This is a genomic window from Streptomyces sp. NBC_00075, assembly GCF_045041225.1.
Classification (GTDB): domain Bacteria; phylum Actinomycetota; class Actinomycetes; order Streptomycetales; family Streptomycetaceae; genus Streptomyces; species Streptomyces adonidis.
Genome location: NZ_CP108243.1, coordinates 8,593,742 through 8,614,793, shown reverse-complemented (window position 1 = coordinate 8,614,793; position 21,052 = coordinate 8,593,742). Strand labels below are relative to the sequence as shown.

The 21,052-nt window shown below is 71.3% G+C and carries 24 protein-coding genes; 10 read left to right on the top strand and 14 right to left on the bottom strand.

Translation table 11 applies throughout. The features are described from left to right. Positions 1 to 47: 47 nt before the first annotated feature. Positions 48 to 263 (bottom strand): DUF397 domain-containing protein, encoded by a 216-nt coding sequence (locus OG787_RS37765; RefSeq protein WP_105973954.1) that lies wholly within the window; start codon positions 261 to 263, stop codon positions 48 to 50. Positions 264 to 373: 110 nt separating this feature from the next. Further along, a complete protein-coding gene (locus OG787_RS37760) occupies positions 374 to 1,234 on the bottom strand; it encodes a helix-turn-helix transcriptional regulator (RefSeq protein WP_369033671.1) in 861 nt (286 codons plus the stop codon). Positions 1,235 to 1,457: 223 nt separating this feature from the next. Here OG787_RS37760 and OG787_RS37755 point away from each other — a divergent pair, with 223 nt between their 5' ends. Together OG787_RS37755 and OG787_RS37750 are read left to right on the top strand one after the other, a co-directional pair. After that, on the top strand, positions 1,458 to 2,141 hold the full coding sequence (locus tag OG787_RS37755) for an ATP-binding protein (RefSeq protein WP_405538256.1): 684 nt from the start codon (positions 1,458 to 1,460) through the stop codon (positions 2,139 to 2,141). Beyond that, positions 2,132 to 2,584: a hypothetical protein gene (locus tag OG787_RS37750; RefSeq protein WP_369033669.1), complete on the top strand. Its 453-nt coding sequence runs from the start codon at positions 2,132 to 2,134 to the stop codon at positions 2,582 to 2,584. The genes OG787_RS37755 and OG787_RS37750 overlap by 10 nt, the downstream gene beginning before the upstream one ends. Positions 2,585 to 2,590: 6 nt before the next feature. Here the strand turns inward: OG787_RS37750 and OG787_RS37745 are convergent, their stop codons facing one another. The 3 genes from OG787_RS37745 to OG787_RS37735 form a co-directional block, all read right to left on the bottom strand. Then, positions 2,591 to 2,764, bottom strand: a complete 174-nt coding sequence (locus OG787_RS37745; protein WP_405538255.1) for a hypothetical protein — start codon at positions 2,762 to 2,764, stop codon at positions 2,591 to 2,593. Positions 2,765 to 2,930: 166 nt separating this feature from the next. Then, on the bottom strand, positions 2,931 to 3,572 hold the full coding sequence (locus OG787_RS37740) for a DUF899 domain-containing protein (protein WP_405538254.1): 642 nt from the start codon (positions 3,570 to 3,572) through the stop codon (positions 2,931 to 2,933). An 89-nt stretch (positions 3,573 to 3,661) separates the two neighbouring features. Further along, positions 3,662 to 5,026, bottom strand: a complete 1,365-nt coding sequence (locus OG787_RS37735; RefSeq protein WP_405538253.1) for an amidohydrolase — start codon at positions 5,024 to 5,026, stop codon at positions 3,662 to 3,664. A 179-nt stretch (positions 5,027 to 5,205) separates the two neighbouring features. On the opposite strand from OG787_RS37735, the gene OG787_RS37730 reads away from it, so the two are divergent. Next, on the top strand, positions 5,206 to 5,712 hold the full coding sequence (locus OG787_RS37730; protein WP_405538251.1) for an endonuclease/exonuclease/phosphatase family protein: 507 nt from the start codon (positions 5,206 to 5,208) through the stop codon (positions 5,710 to 5,712). Positions 5,713 to 6,564: 852 nt separating this feature from the next. Here OG787_RS37730 and OG787_RS37725 read toward each other — a convergent pair. Together OG787_RS37725 and OG787_RS37720 are read right to left on the bottom strand one after the other, a co-directional pair. Then, positions 6,565 to 8,436 (bottom strand): FUSC family protein, encoded by a 1,872-nt coding sequence (locus tag OG787_RS37725; RefSeq protein WP_405538249.1) that lies wholly within the window; start codon positions 8,434 to 8,436, stop codon positions 6,565 to 6,567. 245 nt (positions 8,437 to 8,681) lie between these two features. After that, positions 8,682 to 9,509: a nucleotidyltransferase domain-containing protein gene (locus tag OG787_RS37720; RefSeq protein WP_369033664.1), complete on the bottom strand. Its 828-nt coding sequence runs from the start codon at positions 9,507 to 9,509 to the stop codon at positions 8,682 to 8,684. Positions 9,510 to 9,635: 126 nt separating this feature from the next. On the opposite strand from OG787_RS37720, the gene OG787_RS37715 reads away from it, so the two are divergent. The 4 genes from OG787_RS37715 to OG787_RS37700 all read left to right on the top strand — a co-directional run bounded on the left by OG787_RS37715 (position 9,636) and on the right by OG787_RS37700 (position 12,604). Beyond that, a complete protein-coding gene (locus OG787_RS37715) occupies positions 9,636 to 10,361 on the top strand; it encodes a hypothetical protein (RefSeq protein ID WP_369033663.1) in 726 nt (241 codons plus the stop codon). An 85-nt stretch (positions 10,362 to 10,446) separates the two neighbouring features. Further along, positions 10,447 to 11,442, top strand: coding sequence for a GNAT family N-acetyltransferase (locus OG787_RS37710; RefSeq protein ID WP_405538247.1), 996 nt, complete (start codon positions 10,447 to 10,449; stop codon positions 11,440 to 11,442). Positions 11,443 to 11,634: 192 nt separating this feature from the next. Beyond that, positions 11,635 to 12,078, top strand: coding sequence for a RidA family protein (locus OG787_RS37705; RefSeq protein ID WP_369033661.1), 444 nt, complete (start codon positions 11,635 to 11,637; stop codon positions 12,076 to 12,078). A 52-nt stretch (positions 12,079 to 12,130) separates the two neighbouring features. Beyond that, a complete protein-coding gene (locus OG787_RS37700) occupies positions 12,131 to 12,604 on the top strand; it encodes an N-acetyltransferase family protein (protein ID WP_369033660.1) in 474 nt (157 codons plus the stop codon). Positions 12,605 to 12,631: 27 nt separating this feature from the next. Here OG787_RS37700 and OG787_RS37695 read toward each other — a convergent pair whose 3' ends face one another. From OG787_RS37695 to OG787_RS37685, 3 genes are all read right to left on the bottom strand, one after another. Beyond that, entirely contained in the window at positions 12,632 to 13,687 is a 1,056-nt protein-coding gene (locus tag OG787_RS37695; protein WP_405540706.1) for a glycoside hydrolase family 6 protein, read from the bottom strand. 279 nt (positions 13,688 to 13,966) lie between these two features. Further along, positions 13,967 to 14,683 carry an aspartate/glutamate racemase family protein gene (locus OG787_RS37690; protein WP_405538245.1) on the bottom strand — a complete coding sequence of 239 codons (717 nt, stop codon included), beginning with the start codon at positions 14,681 to 14,683 and terminating at the stop codon, positions 13,967 to 13,969. 2 nt (positions 14,684 to 14,685) lie between these two features. After that, positions 14,686 to 16,176: an NCS1 family nucleobase:cation symporter-1 gene (locus tag OG787_RS37685; protein WP_369033657.1), complete on the bottom strand. Its 1,491-nt coding sequence runs from the start codon at positions 16,174 to 16,176 to the stop codon at positions 14,686 to 14,688. 156 nt (positions 16,177 to 16,332) lie between these two features. On the opposite strand from OG787_RS37685, the gene OG787_RS37680 reads away from it, so the two are divergent. Both OG787_RS37680 and OG787_RS37675 read left to right on the top strand, forming a co-directional pair. Continuing rightward, entirely contained in the window at positions 16,333 to 16,989 is a 657-nt protein-coding gene (locus tag OG787_RS37680; protein ID WP_369033656.1) for a GntR family transcriptional regulator, read from the top strand. Beyond that, the gene (locus OG787_RS37675) at positions 16,986 to 17,396 is read left to right on the top strand and encodes a (2Fe-2S) ferredoxin domain-containing protein (RefSeq protein WP_369033655.1); all 411 of its coding nucleotides are present in this window, start codon (positions 16,986 to 16,988) and stop codon (positions 17,394 to 17,396) included. Before OG787_RS37680 ends, OG787_RS37675 begins: the two co-directional genes overlap by 4 nt. Positions 17,397 to 17,415: 19 nt before the next feature. Here the strand turns inward: OG787_RS37675 and pip are convergent, their stop codons facing one another. Next, on the bottom strand, positions 17,416 to 18,387 hold the full coding sequence (gene pip, locus OG787_RS37670; RefSeq protein WP_369033654.1) for a prolyl aminopeptidase: 972 nt from the start codon (positions 18,385 to 18,387) through the stop codon (positions 17,416 to 17,418). Positions 18,388 to 18,444: 57 nt separating this feature from the next. Next, complete coding sequence (locus OG787_RS37665; protein WP_405538243.1) at positions 18,445 to 19,167, bottom strand: uracil-DNA glycosylase; 723 nt, start codon at positions 19,165 to 19,167, stop codon at positions 18,445 to 18,447. Between the two features lie 85 nt (positions 19,168 to 19,252). Here OG787_RS37665 and OG787_RS37660 point away from each other — a divergent pair, with 85 nt between their 5' ends. Then, on the top strand, positions 19,253 to 19,801 hold the full coding sequence (locus OG787_RS37660) for an RNA-binding S4 domain-containing protein (RefSeq protein ID WP_369033652.1): 549 nt from the start codon (positions 19,253 to 19,255) through the stop codon (positions 19,799 to 19,801). A gap of 92 nt (positions 19,802 to 19,893) precedes the next feature. Here the strand turns inward: OG787_RS37660 and OG787_RS37655 are convergent, their stop codons facing one another. Together OG787_RS37655 and OG787_RS37650 are read right to left on the bottom strand one after the other, a co-directional pair. Further along, a complete protein-coding gene (locus OG787_RS37655) occupies positions 19,894 to 20,373 on the bottom strand; it encodes a DoxX family protein (protein WP_369033651.1) in 480 nt (159 codons plus the stop codon). Between the two features lie 89 nt (positions 20,374 to 20,462). Next, positions 20,463 to 21,005, bottom strand: a complete 543-nt coding sequence (locus OG787_RS37650) for an MOSC domain-containing protein (RefSeq protein WP_369033650.1) — start codon at positions 21,003 to 21,005, stop codon at positions 20,463 to 20,465. Positions 21,006 to 21,052 lie beyond the last annotated feature (47 nt).

The window sequence follows — 21,052 nt, the reverse complement described above, 5'->3', positions numbered from 1 at the left end:
GAAGAACATAGGAACAAAGGGCCGGGAACGAGCCCCGGTAACAGCTGTCAGGACAGGAGGAAGTCCGCTTCTCCCGCCTTCGCGCCCTCGATGAAGGCGAGCATCTCGTCGGTGGTGTAGATCAGCGCCGGTCCCTCCGGGTCGGTGGACTGACGGAGGGCGATCCGGCCGTCGGCGAGCTTCATCGCCTCCAGGCAGTTGCCGCCGTTGCCGCCGCTCCACGGCTTGTGCCAGCCCTCGCTGCCCAGTTCACCGGCGGGCATGCCGTTGTAGATGCGGGCGCTCGCCCGCTCGGTGACCCGTTCAGTGGTCAGCTCATTGATTCGCTCGTGGCGTATCCGGGCCTTGGACGTCATGCGATCCATGCAGAGATTCAGAGCTCCTTGCGGAGATCCCGGAGGATCTCCTTCGTGCGATGTGCTGTAGCGGACTGAGCCGCCATGCGGTCCATGACCTCCAGGTGGGTTGCCACCTCGGTGCGCGAATCCAGATAGATGGCGCCGGTCAGGTACTCGCTGTAGACCATGTCCGGGAGTTCCGGCACGGCAAAACGAAAGAGCACGAAGGGCCCGTACGTGCCCGGGTGCGGCCCCGACGAGAAGGGCGCGACCTGGATCGTCACGTTGGGCAGATTCGTGGCTTCGAGCAGTTTGTCGATCTGCGCACGCATCACCTCCGGTCCGCCCACCGGGCGGCGCAGGACGGTCTCGTCCATCACGACCCACAGCCGGGGGGCTCCGTCGCGAGTGAGCAGTCCCTGGCGTTCCATGCGCAGCGCGACATGGCGCTCGATGTCCTCGGGTCTGGTCTGGCCGATGGCGCCCGATTTCAGGACACCAAGGGCGTACTCCTCGGTCTGTAGCAGTCCGGGCACGAAATGGGGCTCGTACTGGCGGATGAGGCTCGCCGCGCCCTCCAGGCTGACGTGCATGGAGAACCAGCCGGGCAGCACGTCGTGGAACCGCTGCCACCACCCGGGCTGGTTGGCGTCCTCCGCCAGCTGGACGAACGCCTCGGCCTCGTCGTCCGAGACGCCGTACGACTTCAGGAGGAGCTGGAGGTAGGGAATCTTGAGCGCGACCTCGGCCATCTCCATACGACGGACGGTGGCGGGGGCGACCCGGAGGATGCGCGCGGCCTCCTCGCGCCGCAGGCCCGCACGCTCCCGCAGGTCCAGCAGGCGCCGGCCGAGGACGACCTGTCCGACCGTCGGCGCGGACCGCGGTTCGCTCACGCTCCACCTCCATCGAGCACCGGCACACCCGGTGAAGATTCCTGACAGCCCGGCGGCGCCAAACCGGAATCTGTTCGAAGGTTTATTCGAAAACCTGCCGAAAGTCCCAACTGGCGCCGCTCCGCGTGCTGTTGCGAGCAGTGTGCCACGCCGTTCCACTCCGTCACACCGCACTCTGCATTTTTCAGAGTGACACTTGCCAAGTGTTCACGGCGGGGAGATAGTGGCAAGCGTGATCCCGTCCCCGCCCTTAGGAACAGACGCCGCCGCGGACCGCTCCGGTCCCGGGTCCGCAGCCTCGCTGCGCCCCGGTACGGCGGCCGAGCGCCGGTTCCGCTTCGAGCTGGCCGCCCATCCGGGCTCGCCCGCGCAGGCCCGTCGCCTGACGCGTGCCCGGCTCACGGGCTGGTCGGTCTGCGAGGACACCTGCGACACGGCGGCTCTGGTCGTCACCGAGCTGGTCACCAACGCCATCGTGCACACCGCGAGCAGCCACATAGTCTGCGAGCTGCACGACGACGACGAGCTGGTGCGCATAGCCGTGCGTGACGAGGGCTGCGCCCCCGGCGTGCCCCATCAGTCGCCGCAGCGTCCCGACGACGAGCAGGGGAGGGGGCTACTCCTCGTCGAGGCCATGTGCAGGGCCTGGGGGGCCCAGGAGCACGGTCCCGGCCTGCTGGTCTGGGCGGAGCTGGCCCGTCGCGCCGACGCGGCCGCGGACGCCCAGGACGGCACGGCGGCCCGCGGCGACCTCGGCTGGGGCGCGCCACCGCCCCGCCCCGGTACGCCCGGCGACCCGGAACCGGAACCCGCCGACGACACACAGCCCGAGAACGGGCACCACGGGCGGCACCGGTTTCAACGCCACGCGACAACGGGGACGGGGACAGAGGCCGAATGGGTGTGAGGGGTACGTCCACGGGGGGCCGGGTCGTCAGCATGGACACGCTGGTGCGCATGAGGCGCGACCTACAGAGCGCACCCCGTCCGAGAACTCCTCTGCGCCTTCCGATACCGGACGGCATGACCGCCCCTCTGGGCTGTGACGCGGTGGCGGTACCCGCCCGCTTCGGCCCCCGGGTACTGCCCAGGCTCCCGCGCGTGGGCTGTGTGTACGCCGATGAGGGCCATTGGTGGTGGCTGGTGCCCGCCGACTCCGACTACGCCCTGGAGTGGCCGGCCCCGTCGCACTACGCCACGGGAGCGGTGCTCCTCGACGCCCCGCGCGTCCCGCCGCTCATGCACCGCCCGGCGGACACCCTCCCGTACACCCCGCCGATACCGCTGTACCTGGCCCTGTGCCAGGTGACGGGGACGATTCCCACGTGGTCGAGGCCGATCAGCGCCTGAGCGCCTTCACTCCCCCGCGGACCCGCCCCGGACGATCACGAGGAACGTGTCCGTCGCCAGGTCCATGACGACCTCCGCCGGCTTGCCCTCCAGACGGCACGCCTGTGCGAACTCCTCGGCCGGCCAGGAACCGCGCGGCCCGCCGGCGGGAAAGCGTTCGAGCACCTGTCGCCCGTTCACCCTGCACCTCCATGTAGCGCTGATCTCGTAGAGTTAAACGCTCATCATGGGGAAAAGGCCTCGCCGAGTGACCGTACTGAGACGTAGTTGACACTCGTTCACCGGCAGATGTGAGGATCGCCTCACCCTGTTACATCCTCCGGCACCCCTTTTGTCACCCTCCGCATCATTCCTCGTACTCGTCGTGATGCCGCACGCGGGCGTGGCCGTCGGGCGTCCCCAATGGCATGAGGTCCAGGAAACTCGTGGCCGAGCCGAGGCCGTCGAGGCCGCGTCCGTACGCCGAGTACGTGTGGAAGACCTGGTCGCGCTCCCGCAGGAAGCAGCTCACGCCGGACCGCTCGACGACCTCCCCCGCACTCCCGGACGTCACCAGGAAGTCGCGGTTGAAGTCGTTGCCGTACGACGAGTACCAGGGAACCGTCCATCCCATGCGCGCCTTGAACGGCAGGATCCTGGTGTACGGCGCCCGGGAGACGGCCGCGAACGAGGTGTCGCGGGCCCACAGGTGCGCCAGGTGACCGACGTTGTCGAGGAACTCCGAGCAGCCGGCGCAGCCCGCGTCCCACTCGGGGGCGAACATGAAGTGGTGGACGACGAGTTGACGGCGGCCCTGGAAGAGGTCGAGCAGGGGGGCCTTGCCGTCGCCGCCCTCGAACACGTACTCCTCGTCGACCGCGACCATGGGCAGCCCGCGCCGCTCGGCGTTCAGCGCGTCCCGCGCGCGCGTGACGACCTCCTCCTTGACCAGCAACGCCTCGCGTGCCGCCCGCCATTCGTCGCGCGAAACGATCCGCGGAAGTGTCATCGCCCCTCCAGGCCCCCGATGTGGAACGGTCCGTTCTCAGGGGTGGACCGGCGGGGCGCTCGGAACTCATCGCCGCCCGGGAAAAAATCTCAGGTGTCGTACTCCTGGATACGCTTTCCGTGGCTCCGGTCGACGAGCGCGGGCAGCCGCTCCCCCAACTCCCGGACGATGCCCGGCACATCGAGGGTCAGCAGCTCGCGGTCTCGCATGAGGACACGGCCGTCGACGATCGTCGTACGCACGTCCGAGGAGCGGGCGCTGTGGACGAGGGTGGCGGCGAGGTCGTGCACGGGCTGGGTGTGCGGCCCCGTGAGGTCGACGAGGACGATGTCGGCTCTCCGACCGGGCGCCAGGCTGCCGATCCGCTCGCCGAGTCCCACGGCCCGCGCGCTCTGGAGGGTGGCGTGGTGCAGGGCATGCCGGGAGGTCAGCCAACGAGGGTCGCCCTCGGTCGACTTCTGGATCAGCGAGGTGAGCGCCATCGACTCCCACACGTCGAGCGAGTTGTTGGAGGCGGCACCATCGGTGGCGAGCCCGACGGGGACACCGATCTCGCGCAGGGCGCGCACCGGAGTGGTCGTGGGCCAGGCGAACTTGAGGTATCCACGGGGCGCGGTCGCCACGGCCGTACGTCCGTTCGTGCGCTCCAGGACGGCGAGGTCGCGATCGACGATGCCGGTGCCGTGCGCGAGGAGGACGTCGAGGTCGCCCGCGAGGACGCCGGTGCGGGCCAGGACCTCGATCGGGGTGCGGCCGTGCCGGGCGAGGCTCGTGTCGGTCTGGTCGCGGTTCTCTGCGGCGTGGATGTGAACGGGCAGGCCGTGCTCGCGGGCGAGATCGGCGGTGGCGGCGAGATCGGCGTCGTCGACGGTGTAGGGGGCGTGCGGGGCGAGGGCGGTGGTGATGCGGCCGCCCGCGCCGCCCCGGTGCCGGAGCGCGAACTCCAGCGACTTCTCGCGCCCTTGGGGCCCCTGCGAGGAGAAGTACGCCTCACCGAGGTGCGCGCGGATCCCGCACTCCTCGACGACCGCGGCGACGGTGTCCATCGAGAAGTAGTGGTCGGCGAAGCAGGTGACGCCGCCGCGGATCATCTCGGCGCAGGCGAGCCGTGCGCCCAGCTCCACGTCGACGGCGGTGAGGTTGGACTCGATCGGCCAGACGACGTCGTTGAACCACTCCTCCGTGGGCAGGTCCTCGGCGATCCCGCGCAGCGCGACCATGGGGGCGTGCGTATGGCAGTTGACGAGCCCGGGCATGGCCACCTGCCCGCGCGCGTCGATGCGTTCGACGGCGTCCGGGAGGTCGACGCCCACGCCGATCGCCTCGATGACCCCTCCCCGTACGACGATCGAGGTGTCCTCGGCGAACTCGATCCGTTCGTCGGCGCCGGTGTGACGGAGGGCGGTGCAGCCGGTGATGACGAGGTCCGCCGGAGCGGCGGGAGAAGGCGTCATACGGCCACCGTACGACGCGCTCGTACCGGTGGGCGACGTGAACCGCGCATCCCCGCGCCGCTCTGTCGCCGGGGGCGGCGGCGCGGGCACGCTGGACGCACAACGTGACACAACGTCCGGAACTCACCGGAACGTGCGGGAAGTTGCCGGAAGTCGCTGGACCTGAGGGGGAGCCCGGCATGATCGTCGCCACCTGGAACCTGGAGAACCTCTACCGACCGGGCGGCCCGTTCGGCCCGAAGGACGAGGCGGCATACGAGGCGAAACTCGCCGCTCTCGCCGCCGTGATCACGGAACTCGACCCGGCGCTGCTCGCCGTCCAGGAGGTCGGGGACGTCGAGGCGCTGCACGATCTGATCGACCTGCTGGGCAGCGGCTGGAGCCTCGCGACCTCGCGGCTCCCGGACAGCCGGGGCATCCGGGTCGGCTTCCTGGGCCGCCTGGCGTTCGAGGTGCTCGCCGACACGAACGCGTTCCCGGAGAAGCTGCGTCCGGTGCAGGTGGACGACTCGGGCCTGGAGGTCTCGGTGACGGGCCGTGGCTTCATGGCCGTGGAGGCGGACACCGGGGGCGGTCCGGTGCGGGCGGCCGTCGCCCATCTGAAGTCCAAGCTGCTGTCGTACCCGAACGGCCGTTTCCACCCGTTCGACGAGGGCGAACGGGCCCGGTATCGCACGCTTGTCTAGGTCTCCAGCCTTCCGAGTGGAGGTGGAGGGCACCCTGGGCACAGCGCCTCACAGGGACGCAGCGGCACTGCTAACGTCAGCCCTGTCCGACAACAGAGTTGTCGGATCTACCGCCGGACGGGCGGGAAGTCAAGCCTGTGGAGACCCTGTAAGACCGCTCTTGAGTGGCAGAGGCCAATGAAGCAGGAACCCAAGGGAGTACCGCCGTGCGGTGCTGACCGAAATCGCCCGCGTTCACGCAGGCGAGGGCGTCAATCGCGGATCAACTCGGGCCGTCGTGAACTGATCGGTCCGTGCTGCTGAGGCGGGCACCGGCCTGCCGGGGACAGGGGCGTCGACTCTCCCCCGGTCGGCCCGGACCCGGAGGCCCGACGCGGCGCACCGGGCTCGGACCACGCGCCGGTGTGGGTACGGATCGACTGACGCGGCGTCGCCACCGGCGGACGCGCAGGTGTCTCACCCGCGCGCGGGACACACATTCGGCAAGACCCACGGCGCGGACCCGGCGAACGCCGTCCGCACGGGGCAGCCCTCGGCAGAGGTGGGTGGCGTCCCACCCCGCGCGCGGGACACACCTTCGCTGACGCGGAGCCGTCCTCGGCCGACATGGGTGGCCGCCTCGCCCTCAGCCCGCGAGGGGCGTCTCACCCGCGCGCGGGACACGTATCCGCAGTCCGGGCGAGGCGCGCCAGGCTCGCACCACGCCGGGTGTGGATACGGATCGACCGACGTCAAGCCGTCCTCGGCCCGCGAGAAGCGCCTCACCCGCACCCGCAGCCCGCCGAGGCCCATCCGGCTCGCACCACACCCCGGTGTGGACGTGGATACGGGTCGACCGACGCGAAGTGGTGCTCAGCCCGCGAGAGGCGTCTCACCCACCCCCGATGCCCGCACCCGCATGCGCAGCCCCGCGCGCTCGCGCCGTTCGGCGAGTTCGTCCAGGAGTTCGGTGAGGTGTTCGGTGTGCCGGCGGGTGAGACGGCCGGTGTCGTCGAGGTGCACCGCACAGGCGGTCGTCGTGTCGACAAGTCGTTCGAGGGTGGAGGCGACCTCCTCCGTGCCCTCGGTGTGCCGTGCCAGGGCGGGCAGTTCGGCCGCGGAGTGGCCAATGGCGGTACGGGCCTCGGCGAGCGCGCGATAGGCCTCGCGGCGCAGCACCCAGCGCGCCTGGCGGTCGTCCGAGCCGCTCATCACATGCTGGAGGTACACCTGCGCGGCCTCGGCGGCCCGCGCCAGCCGCGCCTTCACGCCCCCACCGCGTTGCCCGGGCATCGGCAGATGCCCCACGATCAGCACGATCGCGCAGGCCACCAGGGTCTCGACGATCCGGCTCCACGACGCCTGGGGCTCCCCGCCGACCATCACGAGGGCGAGCACCAGCACCGTGACGACGGCGGTCTGGGCGGCGAAGTGCCGGGTGGCGACGGGAATCAGCGCGCCGCTCAGGGCGACGAGGGCGACGAGCCCCTCGGGACGGGGCAGTACGGCGGCGAGGCCCGCGAAGACGACGGCGCCGAGGACCGTCCCCGCCGCCCGGCACAGGACGCGTGACACGAGCGGCCCGAGGTCGGGCTTGACGAGGAAGACGGCGGTGGCCGGAATCCAGTACCAGTGCTCGTGGTGCGTCGCCTGTGCGACGGCCGCGCCGGCCCCGAAGCAGAGCGCGACGCGCAGCCCGTACTCGCGCCCGCCGGAGTCGACGGCCGTGCGCAGCAGGGCCGCGACGGTACGGCGCCGCTTGTGCAGGTCATCGGTGTGGCCGCCCCCGTCGAAGGCGTCGGCGGCGTGCAGCAGCGCGTCGTCGAGGGCACGCAGCCCCGGCGCGGAGCGGGCGGGGGCGGGCAGCGGCCCCGTGTGCGTGTTGGTCCGTACGGCGGCGGCAAGGCGCCGGGGCCCTTCGGCCACGCGCGCGTGGAGGGCGTCCCCGCTCCAGGCGAGGGCGGTCGCGGCCTCGGCGAGGGGCAGCGCGGCGGCGTACTGGGTGCGCAGTCGTCGCTCGTCCGCGGACGTGGCGTACCGGCGGAGCCGGGGCCCGCCGAGGGCGTCCTGGGCGTGGTCGAGGGCGGCGGTGAGGGCGACGCGCCGAGGGCCGGCCTCGTCGGTTCCGGCGGCGTCGAGGAGGTGGGCGACGGCGTCGTACACGGCGGCGACGGCGGCACGTTCGCCGTCGAAGCGGAAGTCACCGGCGGTGGCACCCGGCGTGGGCAGCGCGAGACGCAGGGCGAGCAGCCAGCCGGCGCCCGCGACGAAGAACAGCGCTCGTTCCCAGCCCGGCTCGGGCAGCGGCATCCCGGCCCCGATGGCGGCGGCGACGAGCAGTTGCGTACCGGCGCCGGACGCGACGGGCCCGATCGCGCTGATGCCGCCCGCGAAGAGCCCGAGGGCGGTGAGGACCAGGGTCAGCGGTACGGCTCCGAACTGCTGTCCGGCGTACGTCCCGACGATCAGTCCGGCGGCCCCGGCCAGCGCGGGCACGCCGAGCCGCCGGACGGAGGAACGCCGGCTGCCCGGGCGGTCGTTGATCCCGGCGAGCATGGCACCGAGCGCGGCGACGACACCGAGGGAGGTGCGGTCGGCCAGTACGCCGACCAGCAGCAGCGGCCCGGCGGACAGGGCACCCCGGACGACCGCGTTCCAGGGCACGGGTCCGCGTTGGGCGCGCAGCGCGTGGGCGAGCCAGGGCGGCAGAGCGAAGCGCGGGCGCGTGCTGCTGGGGCGTGACACGGGGCTCCTGTCGTGACGAGGGCGGGGGTGCGATGCCTTCGGGCGACGATGGCCGGGCTGTGGTGTCCACCGTAGATCGGCGTGTCGGAGGAGATGGGGCGCAAGTATTTCGGGGAAGTGACGGTTCGCCGGAAAGCCGCGTTCTTTATGAACGCAAGGGCGGACGGAGGGCGAGACGAGGGCCAGGGGGACAAGGTCCAGGGACCCGGCCAGGCACTCGGGCCGAAGGCTGTTGAGTTGACGGGCTATTTGCGAGTGCCCGTATTCCGGTCCGCAACCCCGAAAAGCAGCTCGGCGTCGTCGACGGCACGCACACTCGCCAGCTCGGAGGGATCGCCGAGTGAGGCGATGATGTCGTCCACGCCCCGCAGTCCCGCCCGCTCCAGCAGGCGTTTCTCGTTGGTCACCCACTCCCCCTTCGCGGCCGGCACCGCGTGCCCGGTCTGCATGGCGGCGACCGCGATGGCTCCCGCGACCTCCGTACGGCGGTCCTGGGGCGCGTGGTTGGCCCGGGTGTACGCGAGCGTGGCGCGGGCGGTGCCGTACCAGCGTTCGCGGGCGGTGTACCGGAGCCTCTCGGGGTAGGCCGGCGGACGGGGTATCCGCCCCCGGAGCACCTCGTTGATTGCCAGCTCGGCGACGACGATGTAGCTGGGGATCCCGGCGAGATGGAACATCAGCGGCTCCACCCGGAACCGTCCCTCCTCGGCCTCCGCCAACTCGTGCTCGACCGCGTCGAGTTCCCGGTAGTGGACGTCGACCCGCCGCCCCTCGACCGTCAGCCGGGCCCCGCCGTTGAACACCCCGCCGCCCCAGCCGCCGATCTCGGACACCTCGCCCGCCCAGCCGACCGCGCGCAGGTCGGCCGGGTCGAAGGCGCCCCGGTAGTACACGGCGAGGTCCCAGTCGCTGTCGGGCCGATGCGTGTGCTGCGCACGCGAGCCGCCGAGGGCCACGGCCCGGACGGCGGGCAGGTCGGCGAGACGATCGGCGAGCCGGTCGAGAAAGGCCTGGTCGGAGAGGGTCCGGTCGAGAGGGTTCTGGTCGGCGGAGTCCTGGTCGTCCGTCGGCATGTTCTCCAGCTTGCGGCAGGAACGCCGCAGTCCGCACCGGTGCGGTTCGGGTGATTGTCAGTGGTGGGCGCTTCAATAGGAGATGTCGTCACAGAGCGTCACGACGGAGCTACGGGGGAGGTAGCGATGGCCTGCCATGCCGGCGATCGGGGCTACGAGAAGAGTCACGGGGAGAGTCACGGGAAGGGCCGGGAACACCAGGACCCTCCCGGCAACGACCATGAGAACGACCACGAGGAGGACGGACAGCGGTACGTCTCCCTGGCGGGGCTGCGGGCTCGCGGGTGGACCGGAGGGATGGTGCACCGGCTGCTCGGGGCGCCGGACCGCCTCAGCGTCAATCCACGGCTCAGGGCGGCGCCGCAGGTCCGGCTGTACCGGGCCGAGCGGGTCGAGACGGCTGAGCTGAGCGACGATTTCCAGCGGGTGTCGGAGTCATCGGCGCGGCGGTCGGAGGCGGTGCGGAACGCGGTGCGGCGACGGCGGCTGGAGATCCTGGAACGGATCAGGACGGAGCCGATCGAGGTACCACGCCTGGAACCGGGCAAGCTGGCGCTGCGGGCAGTGGAACACCGGGCGCGACGGGAGGCGGCGGCCGGCGGCACGATCGAACTGACCGACGACGACTCCGCGCACGGCACGGGCCGGGCCTCTCTCGCCCCCTGGAAGGTCGACTATCTACGGCACCGGATGAGCCACTACCGCCAACTCCTGGACGGCATGCCGGGAGGCGAGCGGGACTCCGGCCGGGCCGAGGCCGAGGAACTGCTGCGCCGGCGGATCTACGCGGCCATCGCCGAGGCATATCCACCACTGGAACAGGAGTGCGAGAGGCAAACGCACGATCAATGAGCGGGTCCACCGCCAAGGTGAACCCACCGGTGAGATCCCTTCCCGGACCGGACGGGCACACCATCCACGTCCCTACGCTCCGCCCATGGAAGATGATCTCGCCCTGCGTGTGCACGAACGCCTGTCGTCCTGCCCCGGCCTGCGCCCGGTCGGGCAGGCCGAAGGACCCCGGTTCGGCCGCTGGGACCTGGTCTCACTCGCCGAGGGCGCCCTCGGCGAGTGCACCGACCCGGACTCGCTCACGGCCCCGCACGAGAAGCGGTTACGCGTCCGGCTGGGGGCGTCCGGACGCGAGTACGAACACAACGACGACCACAGCAGGAGGTACTGGATCTGGGACACGACGGAGGACGATCACGGCGGCCGCACGGCTCGCGGGCTCGGGCGGCCACGGGGACCGCTCGGGACCATCGCCGTCGACACCTGGCCGAGCGGCGTGGGCTCACTGCGCGTCTCATCGCTGTACGTCCATCCCGTCGCCCGGCGACGCGGCCTCGCCTCGTCGACGCTCGACACGGTGTACGAGGCGTGCCGCGCCGAGAACCTGAACGGCTTCCGCCTCGACACCTGCTGGACCTGGCAGCGGAGCGTCCGCTACTACCTCAACCGGGGCCTGTGGGTGACGTCGTGGAAGCACGCGCTCGGGCTCGCCCGGCTGTCGTACCTGCCCCGGTACGAAGTCAGGGAGAACGGGGACGAGTTGACGTTCCTGGTGGCGGGATCGGACAGGCGCGACCAGGACTCACGCGCGCCCGGAGCCATGGTCCCGCTGCTCGTCGCCGATGCCGTCGGCGGGCGGCTGCGATTGCGGGAGACGGAGCAGTACGCCCGTATGCGTGAGGAGTTGGACTCCGTCCGGTACTACGCGCGGTCGACGCTCACGCTGCATCTCGCCGTGCGCGGACTCCCGTTGGTGAGGGGAGAGGAGGAATGGGCCGAGGCGCTGGCGGGCCGGTGGTGCGACATCGGCGATCCGGAGGGGCTGGCACGGAAGATCGAGATCTTCGAGGGGGTGGCACGCGACGACGGCTGGCGGCTGACGGGCCTGTACGACCGATCGTCCCGTTCTCGCCCCGACTGACACGCACCCGCGACGCGGACGGGCTGAACAGCGACCGCTGTTCGACCACGACGACGCGCCCTCGACGGAAATCCGGGTGCGCCCGCCACCCGGCACTCGCATGATCAGGAGATCGCTCTGCAAACGACCCGCGCGCCTGCCCTTCATCCACCGTTCCGCCTCGCACTCCCTCTCCCTCTTGAGGAGCCCGCCATGCTCAAGCGCGTCACCGTCCCCGGTCTGTTCCCGCCGCCCACCTACTCCCACGCCTCCGTCGTCGAGGCGGGCACGCGTCTCGCGTTTCTCGCCGGCTCCGTGCCACTGGACGCGCAGGGGCGGATCGTCGGCGTGGACGATCCCGTGCGGCAGGCAGAGCAGGTGATCGCCAACCTGGGTGAGCAACTCCGGGCGGTGGGCAGCGACTTCGCACACGTCCTGTCGACCGACGTGTATGTCGTGAGCCGCGAGCCCGAGGTTCTGTCCGCCGTCTGGGAGGTCGTCGAGGCGTCCGCCCTGTCTGCCGGACCTCACTCGTCCACCCTGATCGGAGTGGCCTGCCTCGGATACTCGGGGCAGTTGGTGGAGATCACAGCGACGGCCGCCGTCCCGGAGCCGGAAGCGGACTCGGGGGCGGCTTTGAAGCCTGCCGACCTGTGATCCCGTAAATCGAGGTGCATTCGGTACAGCCCCTCTGGCAGGCTCCGCCCCCGTGACCACCTCGTCCCCCGCCCCGAAGATCACCCTCCGCCGTGCCGTGACCGACGATGCCGGCGCCGCGGCCGATGTGTTGCTGCGGTCCAGAGCTTCCGCTCTGCCGACCGTTGCCTGGCCGCGGTCCGACGGCGAGGTCCGTGACTACTTCCGGGACGTGGTGGTGCCGCACCGCGAGACATGGGTCGCGGAGGCGTCGTCCGGGGGCGGGATCGTCGGGGTGATGGTGCTCGCCGGTGACAAGGTGGCCCAGTTGTATCTGCTCCCGGACTGGCGTGGGCGCGGCATCGGTGACCTTTTCGTCGCCCTCGCGAAGGAGCGCAGCCCGGGCGGGCTGACCTTGTGGACCTTCCAGGTCAACAAGCCCGCCCACCGTTTCTACGAACGGCACGGCTTCGTCGCCGTCGAGCACACGGACGGCAGCGGGAACGAGGAGCGCGAGCCGGATGTGCGGTACGCCTGGCAGCCGTGACGCTCCCCGGTCCCGGCCGAACCTGGCTCACGGCCGTGCGTTGCGGGCGAGTTCGAGGGCGTACAACGGCCACCACTGGCCGGGCGCCGGGCCACCCCGGCAGGTGCCGTCGGACTCGCCCGGCCGTTTGATCCAGAGGCGAGCGTCGAGTCGCGGATGGCCGGTGACCGTCGTGGGCGGTGTCCCCAGGGCCCGCCCCGGCGGATTGCACCAGGACTCCGCGTCCGTGCCACTGACACTGGTATCGGTGTAGGGGCCGTTGCCGTTGCGGCTGGTGTCGACGACGTAGTGCGTGCCGCCGAGGGCCTTCGACAGGGCGTCGCCGTAGGCCTGACTGTCCGCGTCGGTGCGGAAGTTGGAGACGTTCAGGGCGAACCCGTCGGCCTGTCCGACGCCCGCCGCCCGCAACGCCTCGACCAGACGCGTCGGCTCCGGGATCCAGCCGGAGTTGCCCGCGTCGAGGTACACGCGCGCGTTCGGCTGCCGTTTGATCCGCTCGACGGCGTACGCGAGCAGCTCGTACCGGTCCGCCGCCACGACCTGGGCGCAGCCCGCGACCACCTGCGCCACGGCATCCGGTTCGACGATCACATACGCGCCCCGGTCACCGAGCCCGCCCGCGAACTCGTCGACCCAGGCGCGGTAGTTCGGCGCGGTCAGGGCACCGCCGCCGGAGTACTGTCCGCAGTCCCGGCCCGGGATGTCGTACGCCACCAACACGGCCGTCCGCCCGGCGCGAGCGGCGGCCATGGTGACCGCCTGGACAGCCGTCCTGGGGCTCGCCCCGGTCACCCACTCCGCCTGGGGACGGCTCGCGATCCGGTCCATCAGCGCGGCGTCCGCGTCACGCCCCACCGCCCGCCACTCGACGGCCTGCCGCGCGGCACGCGACCGGGGATCCACCCAGAGCAGCTCGAACACCGCCCCCTCACCCCCACGCTCCCCGGCACCAGCACCCGTCCCCGGCAGCCGGGCGCTCCTCTCCCCCAGCGCGCCCACACTGCAACCCCCCACAAGCAGCACGACGACACAAGCCCCCGGCAACCACCTGGGCAAGGTGGTCGACCTGAGCGATCTACGCATCCCGGGCACCGGCGACTCCGTTCCCGTCGCCGACGGGCCCCGCGGCAACGACGATCCGACCTCCCCGGAGTCTGCGGTCACCGCCGCCCCGCACCGCGCACGGCCCCACCGAGCCACCCCAAGATCACCCCACCGGCGCCCCCCCGGCCGGGCATTTCAGCCCGTCCGGCGTTTGAGGACGAGCGCGTTCAGCGCGACAAGGGGGGTCTGGGGGCGCAGCCCCCAGGAACAGGATGGGGCGGGTAGGGGCGGCGGGGGCGAGAAACCCACACCACACCCTCACTCCCCCACCCGCCCCCACCCCCGCCGCTTCGGCAACGGCTTCGCATAGCTCCCCGACCGACTCGTCGTCAGCCCCAACGCGACCAGCGACTCCGCCAGCTTGACCGCCGCGCCCACCCCGTCGACCACCGGCAGCCCCAGCTTCTCCCCCACCGCCCGCTGTAGTCCGGTCATCCCGGCGCAGCCCAGGACCAGTACCTCGGCCCCGGCGGCCACCGCCCGCTCGGCCGCCGCGACGAACGCCTCCTCGGTCCGCCGGTCGTCGCCGAGGTCGAGGACACCGAGCCCGGTGCCGACCACGGCGGCGCAGTTCCGGCCGACGCCGGCCGTGTCCAGGCTGTCCTCGATCTGGCCGCACGACCGTTCGAGCGTGGTGACGACCCCGTACCGCCGCCCCAGCAGACACGCGAGGTGCGCGGCGGCCTCGGTGATGTCGACGACGGGCACGTCCACCAACTCCCGTACGCCTTCGCGCCCGTGTTCGCCGAACCCGGCCATCACGACGGCGTCGTAGGGGCCGTCGTACGTCCGCAGGGTGTCGAGGACCGCGGCGGCCGAGAGGTAGCTGTCGAGCCAGCCCTCCGCCGACTCGGGGCCCCACCCGGGGGTGAGCCCGAGCACGCTGGTGCCCGGGCCTGCGACGGCCCGGGCACCTCGTACGATCTCCTCGGTCATCCCCTGCGTCGTGTTGCAGTTGGTGACGACGATCCGCACGCTCAGCCCTCCACAGCAGCGGAAGCAGAAGCGGACGGTGATTCCGCGACCGCCTCGGCCCGCTCGTCGCGGCACAGGAGCGCGTACAGCCCCGCCGCCAGCGCCGTACCGATGAACCACGAGTACGGGGCCACGTCGCTGAAGTCCTTCACCAGGGCGAGTACAGCCGCGACGCCGGCCGCGGGCAGGAAGGCCCACAGGGCCTTGGGGTTGACGCCCTTGCGGTAGTAGTAGCGGGATCCGGGCTGCGCGTCGAAGAGTTCGTCGACGTCGATGCGGCCCTTCTTGACCCAGAAGTAGTCGAGCATGATCACTCCGAACAGCGGTCCCAGGAAGGCGCCGAGGCCGCCGAGGAAGTACTGGACGACCGTGGGGTTGGAGAAGAGGTTCCACGGGGTCACCACCAGCGCGGCCACCGTGCTGATCATGCCGCCGACCTTGAAGGTGATCTTCTGCGGCCAGACGTTGGCCAGGTCGTACGCGGGGGAGACGAAGTTGGCGACGATGTTGACTCCCATGGTGGCGATGGCGAAGGTCAGGGCAGCCAGGACCAGCACCCAGGTGTTGCCGACCTTGGCGACCAGTTCCGCCGGGTCGGTGATGGCCTCGCCGAACACCTCGATCGAACCGGCCGTGACGATGACCGAGACGATCACGAAGGCGGTCGAGTTGAAGGGCAGACCCCAGAAGTTGCCGCGCTTGACGGTCCTGTAGTCGGGCGCGAAGCGGGAGAAGTCGCAGAAGTTGAGCATCAGCGTGCCGTACGTGGCGAGGATCAGCCCGATCGCGCCGAACCACTGCCGCCACTGCTCACCGACGGAGACCGGGTTCGGGGTGGAGGTGAGCGAGATGGTCCAGCCCGCCTTGGAGAGGACCCAGACGGCGAGCGCGATCATGACCAGCCAGATCGCCGGACCGCAGAAGTCCTGGAACTTCCGTACGGACTCCATGCCCTGACTGATGATCAGCGCCTGGATCAGCCACAGCGAGACGAAGGACAGCCAGCCGAGCGCGTCAAGGCCGAGGAACGAGTTGTGCGTCCAGGATTCGAGGCCCGGCCAGGCCGCGAGCAGCATGACGTTGACGGCCACGGAGGCCAGATAGGTCTGGATGCCGTACCACATGATGGCGATGACGGCCCTGATCAGCGCGGGGATGTTGGCGCCCCAGACGCCGAAGCTGATCCGGCTGACGACGGGGAACGGAACGCCGTGCCGCTGGCCGATCTTCCCCATCCAGTTCATACCGACGTAGATGATCACGAAGCCGACGAGCAGCGAGGTGAAGATCTGCCAGACGTTCATGCCGAGGACCAGCAGGCCCGCCGCGAACGTGTAGTTGCCGAGGTTGTGGACGTCGGACATCCACATCGCGAAGAGGTCGAACACCTTCCAGTTGCGCTTGCCCGCGGGCGCGAGGTCTTCGTTGGTGAGCCGGGGATCGGGGACGAAGGCTGGGGCGCCGGTGGCTTCGGCACGGTCGGCGAGGGACACGGGGTCCTCCATGGGCGAGGGAGCGGGGACGAGGACTAGAGGCGCGGCAGGTTTGGTATACCAAACTGCCGTCATGGTCTCCCCGCCAAGAGTCCGGTCCGATGTCCGCTCCGTTACGGCTCCGTAAATCACGCCCGGGTCGGCGAAGATGGGCCCATGACGAAGATCGAACCGCTCGGAGCGGTGCGCGAGCGTGTCCTGGCGGCGCTGCGGGAGGAGATCATCGCGGGCCGCCTCGGCCCCGGCGACCGGCTGGTCGAACGCGAGCTGGCCGAGCGTTTCGGGGTGTCCCGGGTCCCCGTGCGCGAGGCGATCCGGGCCCTGGTCGCCGAGGGCTTCGTCCTCTTCGAGACCCCGCGCCGCACGGTCGTCCGCCGTCTCACCCCGACCGACGTGGATGAACTCTTCGAACTGCGCGAGGCGTTGGAGGTCTACGCGTCCGGCCTCGCCGCGTCCCGCGCGACCCCGGCGGACCTGGCAGAACTGGCGGAACTCCTCGACCGGGCCGCCGCGGCGACGGCGGCGGGCGACGCGGAGACGATCACCGACATCAACACCCGTTTCCACGACCGCATCCTGGCCACGGCCGGCAACAGCCTGCTGATCTCGGTCATGGAACCGGTCGACGGTCGGCTCCGCTGGCTCACCCGCCGCAACGAGGAGTGGCCCCAACTCCTCACCGAACACCGCGAGTTGTACGAGGCGATCGCGTCCGGCGACCCGGCGCGGGCCCGCGCGCACGCCCTGACCCACGTCCAGGCCAACCACCGCTCGACGGTACGGCACCTCTTCGGAACCGAGGGCGACCTGTGACCGCCCGTACGGTGATCGGCGCCGCCCGCACCCGCCCCTGCACGCTGATCGTCTGCCGTGGCTGCTGCTGCGGCGACCCGCGCAAGTACCCCGGCTACGACCACGACTGGCAGTTGGACCGGCTGCGCGCGGCCGCCGCCGCCTCCGCCGGACGCCTCGCGGTCCGTACGTCGGACTGCCTCGGCCCCTGCGACCAGGCGAACATCATCGTCGTACAGCCGTCGGGCGAGGGCCGCAGGCGTGGCGGCAGGGCCGTCTGGATCGGCTGGTCGATGGGCGACGACTGCACCGACGAGATACTCGGCTGGGCGGAGGCGGGCGGCCCGGGCGTCGCCCCTCCCCCACCCACGCTGGAACTCCAGTTCGTCCAGTCGGCGGGCGAGCGCGACCGAGCCCGCCGACGGTAGCCGGCCCAGCGGTAGGCGCTCAGCGGCGCACGGCGTACCGGTCCGTCGCCGCGACCAGCTCGTCCACCATGCCCGGCGCCCCCGCGTTGTGCCCCACCTCGTCGACGACGATCAACTCGCTGCCGGGCCAGGCGTGCTGGAGCCGCCACACCGTGCCGAGCAGATTCCCGGGGTCGAGGCTGCCCTGGACGAGGGTGCCGGGGACGTTCTTGAGCCGGTGCGCGTCACGCAGCACGACTCCCTCCGCTCCCTCGTTCCCCTCGCCCAGGAAGTGGTCGTGACCCCAGTAGTGGGTGACGGTCCGGGCGAAGCCCATGCGGAACACCGGGTCCTCGTAGCGGGGTACGGAACGGGGCGGGGCCGGGACCATGGCCGTCTCCCAGTCGGTCCACGCCCGCGCGGCGCGTGCCCGCACCTCGGGGTCGGGCGACTCCAGCAGCCGGTTGTAGGCGGCGGCCAGGTTCCCGTCCCGCTCGCCCTCGGGCACCCCGGCGCGGAACTTCTCGAACGCCTCGGGGAACAGGTTCCCCAATCCCCTGGTCAGCAGGGCCACTTCGGCGTCGGAACCGGTCGCGACCGCGGTGAGCACCAGCTCGGACACCACCTCCGGATGCGTCTGCGCGTACCGCAGCCCGAGCACCGACCCCCACGACACGCCCCACACCAGCCACCGCTCGATCCCCAGGTGCCGCCGCAGCAGCTCCAGATCGGCCATGATGTGGCCCGTCGTGTTGACGCTCATGTCGGTGTCGTACGCGCTCGCATGCGGTGTCGAACGCCCGCACCCGCGCTGGTCGAGCAGCACGATCCGGTACGCGGCCGGATCGAAGTACCGCCGGAAGCGCGGGTTCGTCCCCGACCCCGGCCCGCCGTGCAGCATCACCGCCGGCTTGCCCCGCGGATTTCCGCAGACCTCCCAGTGGACGCGGTTGCCGTCCCCGACATCGAGCATGCCGTGGTCGTACGGTTCGATCTCCGGATACAGGCCCATCGGGGCAACGTAACGTGCGTACGCCGATCCGGTCGCGCCAATTCTCTCCGGGCGTTCTCACCCCTGATGCGGGAGGCCGGCGGCGCTCGCCGCGTCCCGCAGCACATCCCGGAGCATCTCGGGCGTGAGACGACCGGTGAAGGTGTTGCGCTGGCTGACGTGGAAGCAGCCGAAGAGCCGCAGCCCGCCGCCCAGCGTGACCCGGGCTCCGTGCGCGAAGGCGGGACGCGGACGCGGCACGTTCCAGCCCGCCATGTGGAGAGCGGGCAGCGTGGCCTGCCAGCCGAACGCCCCGAGCACGACCACGGCCCGCAGCGTCGGCCGGAGCAGTTCCAGTTCGCTCACCAGCCACGGCCGGCACGCGTCCCGTTCCTCGGGCGTCGGCTTGTTGGCGGGCGGGGCGCAGTGCACGGGCGAGGTGATGCGTACGCCGTACAGTTCGAGCCCGTCGTCGACGCTCACCGAACCGGCCTGCGACGCCAGCCCCACCTCGTGCAGCGCCGCGTACAGCACGTCTCCGGAGCGGTCCCCGGTGAACATCCGCCCGGTCCGGTTCCCGCCGTGGGCGGCGGGCGCCAGCCCGACGACCAGCAGCCGGGCATCGGGCGGCCCGAACCCGGGCACCGGCCGCCCCCAGTAGTCCCAGTCGGCGAAACCGGCCCGCTTGGTACGAGCGACCTCCTCCCGCCAGGCGACCAGCCGAGGGCAGAGCCGGCATCCGGCGATCCGCTCGTCGAGCCCGGCCAGTCCGGTCGTCCCGGCCGGATCACTGGTGTCCATACGTCCACGGTAGAGCGGTGGCCCGGAGCACAGGGCCGGAAAAACCCGTCCGACCCGTCCGACCCGGAGTACTAAAGTCGGGGGCATGGCATCTGGCAGGGCTTCCGAGGACCCGGACACCGAAGGCGGCGCGCCCACCGAAGACGGCACCGCCACCGACCCGGCACCCGCCTCCCCGGCGGTGGCCGCGGCCGACGCCGCCGGTCCCGCGAGCGGCGAGACCGTCCGCATCGACAGCTGGATCTGGTCCGTACGTCTCGTGAAGACCCGCTCCATGGGTGCGACCGCCTGCCGGGGCGGCCACGTACGCGTCAACGGCGATCGGGTGAAGCCCGCGTACGCGGTGCGCGTCGGCGACGAGGTACGCCTCCGCCACGCCGGCCAGGAACGGATCGTCGTGGTGAAGCGCCTGATCCGCAAGCGGGTCGGAGCCCCGGTGGCCGTCCAGTGCTACGTCGACAACAGTCCGCCGCCGCTCCCCCGCGAGGCCGTGGCCCCGGCTGGCATCCGCGACCGCGGCACGGGCCGCCCGACCAAGCGCGACCGCCGCGACATGGAACGCCTACGAGGCCTCCCCGGACCCGGATCCGGATCCGGACCGGCAGGCGCTACCGGCCCCGACGCCACCCCGTAGGGACCGCCCCGGCCGCAGCGGCCTCAACGGCCGTCCGACCAGGTCCCCTCGACCCGGTCGGACGCCGCCCCAGCGGCAGTACGCAGCCCCGATCACGCCCGTCGCCGCAGCAGCCTCAGCAGCTCCGCGTTGTGTCCTCGGCGGGCCCAGGCTATGAGGGTGAGCGGCAGGATGAGGATCAGCGGTGTCGCCGCGTACTGCCCGTCGAAGACGGCGACCTGCACGACGAACGCGCCCACCATCAGCGCGCCCAGCGCCGTCGCGGCCACCGACTGAAGCACAGGGATCAACAGCGCGACGGCTCCGGCCAGTTCGAGCAGCCCGATGGTGTACATGCCCGCGCTGCCCCAGCCCAGCTTGTCGAAGGTCTCGGCGGCCGACGGGTGCGCGATCAGCTTGGGCAGCGCGCTCGCGAACCCGTAGAAGAGGGCGAGGACGACCTGAAGCGCCCGCAGTGCGATCCAGGCGCGCCGCCCGCGAGCGGTCCCGGACCCGGCGCGGGTGACGTGGGTGGTGGAGGCGCCGGAGGTGACGGGCGCGATGGGCGTGACGTGAGCGGTGGTCTCGGACATGGAGGTCTCCTGTGTGAAGCGGTTCGCGTTGCTGTCACGGAGACAGACCGACCGTCGGCCCGGAACTCATCGCCGTCCGGCGGGACTTCTCAGACGGGTCCCAGAGCCTGGTGCGGTCCGCCGGGAAACTCGACCTTGACCGGGTCGCCGGGGCAGACCTCGCCTCCCTCCTTCACGACGCTCATGATTCCGGCCTTGCGGACGACGTTCCCGGCGTCGTCCCGTCCGACCACCCGCTTCAGCAGCCCGTCCTGGAAGTTGTCGATCTGTAGACAGGGATTGCGCAGCCCGGTCACCGTCAGCACCACGTCGTCGCCTATGTGCAGCAGGGTGCCGACCGGCAGTGCGAGCAGATCGATGCCCCGGGTGGTGATGTTCTCGCCGAGTTCTCCGGGCGCCACCTCGAATCCGTCCGCACCGACCTCGGTGAGGAGTTCCTCGTGTATGAGGTGGACCTGGCGCAGATTCGGCCGCGTGGGGTCCTTCGCCATGCGCGAGCGATGCTTGACGGTCGTCCCGGCGTGCACGTCACCCTCCACACCGAGCCCGGTGAGCAGTCTGACGCTGTCCCGGTTCGGTTTGCTGAACGAATACCCGCCGTTGCTGCTGACCGCCACCACTGTGCCGCTCATCCCTCGGAGCCCCCTCGCCCACGTGTCCCGGTTCGCTACACGCTCTC

What these genes read in the sequence shown, in the direction of transcription:
- OG787_RS37765 (WP_105973954.1), bottom strand. Translation starts at nt 263, where the DNA reads ATGCCCGCCGGTGAACTGGGCAGCGAGGGCTGGCACAAGCCGTGGAGC.
- OG787_RS37750 (WP_369033669.1), top strand. Translation starts at nt 2,132, where the DNA reads ATGGGTGTGAGGGGTACGTCCACGGGGGGCCGGGTCGTCAGCATGGAC.
- OG787_RS37740 (WP_405538254.1), bottom strand. Translation starts at nt 3,572, where the DNA reads ATGACACTTCCGCGGATCGTTTCGCGCGACGAATGGCGGGCGGCACGC.
- OG787_RS37735 (WP_405538253.1), bottom strand. Translation starts at nt 5,026, where the DNA reads ATGACGCCTTCTCCCGCCGCTCCGGCGGACCTCGTCATCACCGGCTGC.
- OG787_RS37730 (WP_405538251.1), top strand. Translation starts at nt 5,206, where the DNA reads ATGATCGTCGCCACCTGGAACCTGGAGAACCTCTACCGACCGGGCGGC.
- OG787_RS37720 (WP_369033664.1), bottom strand. Translation starts at nt 9,509, where the DNA reads ATGCCGACGGACGACCAGGACTCCGCCGACCAGAACCCTCTCGACCGG.
- OG787_RS37715 (WP_369033663.1), top strand. Translation starts at nt 9,636, where the DNA reads ATGGCCTGCCATGCCGGCGATCGGGGCTACGAGAAGAGTCACGGGGAG.
- OG787_RS37710 (WP_405538247.1), top strand. Translation starts at nt 10,447, where the DNA reads ATGGAAGATGATCTCGCCCTGCGTGTGCACGAACGCCTGTCGTCCTGC.
- OG787_RS37705 (WP_369033661.1), top strand. Translation starts at nt 11,635, where the DNA reads ATGCTCAAGCGCGTCACCGTCCCCGGTCTGTTCCCGCCGCCCACCTAC.
- OG787_RS37695 (WP_405540706.1), bottom strand. Translation starts at nt 13,687, where the DNA reads ATGCGTAGATCGCTCAGGTCGACCACCTTGCCCAGGTGGTTGCCGGGG.
- OG787_RS37680 (WP_369033656.1), top strand. Translation starts at nt 16,333, where the DNA reads ATGACGAAGATCGAACCGCTCGGAGCGGTGCGCGAGCGTGTCCTGGCG.
- pip (WP_369033654.1), bottom strand. Translation starts at nt 18,387, where the DNA reads ATGGGCCTGTATCCGGAGATCGAACCGTACGACCACGGCATGCTCGAT.
- OG787_RS37665 (WP_405538243.1), bottom strand. Translation starts at nt 19,167, where the DNA reads ATGGACACCAGTGATCCGGCCGGGACGACCGGACTGGCCGGGCTCGAC.
- OG787_RS37660 (WP_369033652.1), top strand. Translation starts at nt 19,253, where the DNA reads ATGGCATCTGGCAGGGCTTCCGAGGACCCGGACACCGAAGGCGGCGCG.
- OG787_RS37655 (WP_369033651.1), bottom strand. Translation starts at nt 20,373, where the DNA reads ATGTCCGAGACCACCGCTCACGTCACGCCCATCGCGCCCGTCACCTCC.
- OG787_RS37650 (WP_369033650.1), bottom strand. Translation starts at nt 21,005, where the DNA reads ATGAGCGGCACAGTGGTGGCGGTCAGCAGCAACGGCGGGTATTCGTTC.